Origin of the sequence: Streptomyces zingiberis (assembly GCF_012034935.1) — a bacterium.
Lineage (GTDB): Bacteria > Actinomycetota > Actinomycetes > Streptomycetales > Streptomycetaceae > Streptomyces > Streptomyces zingiberis.
This window is the reverse complement of record NZ_JAATEN010000043.1, coordinates 1-3,587: the sequence shown is the minus strand read 5'-3', so window position 1 is coordinate 3,587 and position 3,587 is coordinate 1. Positions and strand designations below refer to the sequence as shown.

The window sequence follows — 3,587 nt, the reverse complement described above, 5'->3', positions numbered from 1 at the left end:
AAGTGACCGCCGGCCGCCCGGCGGCCCTCTTCTCCCCGGCCGCCGGGACGGACGGCGCGACCGGGCGCCAGGCGGGCTGTGTCCTTTGACACGGCCCGCCGCTGTGTTCATAACGATTCCACTGACAATCAGGTCGCGCGGTGAACCCCGTGCGGTCAACCAACTTCACAGCGCTCATAGTTAGGTCAGCTTTTGCCGGCGCTTGTCCGTGATGTCACGTTCGCCGAGTCCCCGGGGGTGCTGTCCACAGGCCTTCCCGGTGTTTGGAAGGTACACGCGTCGCGTGCTGCAATTCCCTGAAACTCCCCAGGAGGAGTCCTCAGTAGAGCTGGTCCAGGACAACGGCACTCCGCGAGGTGCCGGCGCCGAGAGGTTGTTGGTCGAGTGAGGCGAAGCAGGTCCGGTCCCGCGTCGCAGGAGGCGTCGCGCGGCAACTTCACCCCGCCGCCGCCGTCGCGCGCGGTGACACCCCCGTCCACGGAGACGCCGGAAACGCCCCCGCCGTCACGCGGCGGGCGCTTCTCCGTGCAGAACTGGCGGGTTCCCGCCAAGCTGAACGCCGTGCTCCTGCTCCCGGTCGTGGTGGGCCTGGTCCTCGGCGCGTTCCAGGTCACCGGCTCCGTCAACACCCTGCGGGAGGCCGAGGAGGCCGAGCGCATCGCGCGCCTGGTCCAGGCCGCCTCCACGTACGGGCACCGGCTGCTGGACGAGCGGGACGTCAGCGCGGCGCCGCTGCTCGCGGGCGACCGGGACAGCAAGGTCGTCACCCAGGCCCGCGCGGCGAGCGACTCCGCCCGGCAGGAGTTCGACACCGCCGTCGCCGACATGCCGGACCGGCCCGGCCTCCAGCGCCGGCTGAACGCCTACCGCGAGGTCGAACCGCAGCTGGAGGACCTCCGCCGGAACGCCTACACCAACAAGCTGCCCGGGGTGCAGACGGAGGAGAACTACGTCCGGGTCCAGCACGTCCTGATGGAGTTCAGCAATGAGCTCGGTCTGGGCACCGGCAATGTCACCAGTTACGGCCGCACCGTCTACGCGATCTCCCTGACCAAGGCGGCCCTGTCGCTGGAGCGCTCCATCGGCACGCACCTGCTGGTCAAGCCCGGCCCGGACGCGGCGAGCCGGAGCGCCCAGCTCACCGCCTTCAGCTCGTACGCCTACCTGGAGAACATCGCCCTCGGCGAGTACGTGGGGGGTGGCACCGAGGCGGACCAGGAGCTTCTGGAGACGGAACTGCGCAAGGCCCAGGAGGAGGGCAAGGAGAAGGTCGCCGAGGCCAAGCGGCAGGCCGACGCGGCGGGTGTCACCTTCGTGCCGCCGCCGTCCTTCGACAAGATGGTCACCTCGATCGCGACCAACCGCTCGGGCGGCGAGCTGGAGGACTCGGGCATCACCCCGGAGTCCTGGTTCGCCACCGCGACCGGCAAGTTCGACGCCTACCGTGCGGTGGAGAGCGAACTCGTCGACCGGGCGGTCGCGGAGACGCAGGAGATCTCCTCCCAGGCGCGCACCGAGGCGATCGTCACCGGCACCCTCGTGGTGCTGGCCCTGCTGCTGGCGTTCATCCTGGCCGGTATGACGGCGCGCTCCATGAGCCGTTCCATGCAGCGCCTCCGCTCCGCCGCGTTCGACGTGGCCGAGCAGCGGCTGCCGATGCTGGTCGACCAGCTCTCCCGGACCGACCCGGGCCGGGTCGACACCCGGGTCGAACCGATCCCGATCGGGAGCAAGGACGAGATCGGCGAGGTCGCGCGCGCCTTCGACCAGGTCCACCGGGAAGCCGTCCGGCTCGCCTCCGAGCAGGCCCTGCTCCGCGGCAACGTCAACGCGATCTTCACCAACCTCTCCCGGCGGAACCAGGGCCTCATCGAGCGCCAGCTCGCCCTGATCACGGAGCTGGAGAACAACGAGGCCGATCCGGACCAGCTGGAGAACCTCTTCAAGATGGACCACCTCGCCACGCGCATGCGGCGCAACGGCGAGAACCTGCTGGTCCTCGCGGGCGAGGAGCCGGGCCAGCGCTGGAACCAGCCGGTACCGCTGGTGGACGTGCTCCGCGCCGCGGCCTCCGAGGTGGAGAGCTACGAGCGCATCGAGTTGCAGGGCGTCCCCGACACCGAGATCCACGGGACGGCCGTCTCCGACCTCGTGCACCTCCTCGCCGAGCTGCTGGAGAACGCCACCTCCTTCTCCTCCCCGCAGACCAAGGTCCGCGTCACCGCGACCCGGCTGCCCGACGGCCGCGTCATGATCGAGATCCATGACAAGGGCATCGGGCTCACCGCCGAGGACTTCGCCGACATCAACCACAAGCTGGCCAACCCGCCGACGGTGGACGTGGCCGTCGCGCGCCGCATGGGACTCTTCGTCGTCGGCCGGCTGGCGGACCGCCACGGCATCCGGGTCCAGCTCCGTCCCTCCGGCGAGCAGGCCGGCACCACCTCGCTGGTCATGCTGCCGGAGAACATCGCCCACGGCCGCGCCGGCGGAACGGGCCCCGAGGAGGACTTCACGGTCTCCCGGATCGTCCCGGAGCAGCCCTCACCCTTCGGGCAGCAGATGCAGCAACAGCAGCTGCCCATGCGGACGGCGGCCGAACTCGGCTTCGACGAGTCCCGCTTCGAGCAGGAGACGGACGGCACCCGCCCGCCGGCCCCCACCGGCCCGTCCTTCGGGACCGGGGAACACCGCGACCGTCCGGGGCTCCGGCCGGGCGAGGCGCAGGCGCCCTACGCCGGGCCGCAGGAGCCGCAGGGACAGCAGGGGCAGCACGAGCAACACGGTCAGCACGGGCAACCGGGACAGCAGGGGTACGATCCGTTCTCCCTCCAGCAGGCGTCCCCGGCCCCCCAGGGACACGAAGCGGAATATCCGCACACGGCCTACCCGGATCAGGGCTACAGCGAGCAGGGCTACCAGAACTCCGGGTACCAGGACACGAGTTACCCGTCGAACGGTTATTCTGGGACGGCTCACGACGAGCAGGCCCCCGCTGACCAGCAGCCGTACTCCCCGTTCGGCGCCGATCTGGCGCAGGCCGCGCGGAATCCGTGGCCGGAAGCCTTCGGGGGGACGGCCCCGGCGGAAAAGGATCACGGAGCGGATTCGGAATCCTCCGTCGCTCCCGCTGACGAGCGGGAAAGCGTAGGCTTCGAACGTCCGGGCCCCTCTCCGAGCGGCTCCAGCCCTTCCCTGACCGGCGCGGGTCTGCCCCGCCGGGAGAAGAACTGGCAGCGGTCCGGGGAGCAGGAGCAGCCTCCGGAGGCTCCCTCACCGGGCGCCTCCGACCGGCGGTCGGCGAACGACGACCGCTGGCACCGGGCCGAGCGTCTTCGGGAGCCCAAGGCGGGCGGGGTCACCCCCTCCGGTCTTCCCCGACGGGTACCCAAGGCCAACCTGGTCGAGGGCACCGCAGAGCAGACCCCGCAGGGCGGCCCTTCGGTCTCCCGCGCCCCGGAGGACGTCCGCGGCAGGTTGAGCAACCTGCGCCGCGGTGTCCAGCGGGGACGTGACGCGGGAACGGACACAGGCCAGCAGGGCTTCGGCCCCGGTGGCAGCAGCACCTACGATCAGGAGCGTTAGTG

The 3,587-nt window shown here is 70.9% G+C and carries 1 protein-coding gene; it reads left to right on the top strand.

The window, feature by feature from the left end:
- Positions 1–384 precede the first annotated feature (384 nt).
- The gene (locus HCK00_RS26575; RefSeq protein WP_168104597.1) at positions 385–3,585 is read left to right on the top strand and encodes a nitrate- and nitrite sensing domain-containing protein; all 3,201 of its coding nucleotides are present in this window, start codon (positions 385–387) and stop codon (positions 3,583–3,585) included.
- The last annotated feature ends 2 nt before the right edge of the window (positions 3,586–3,587 follow it).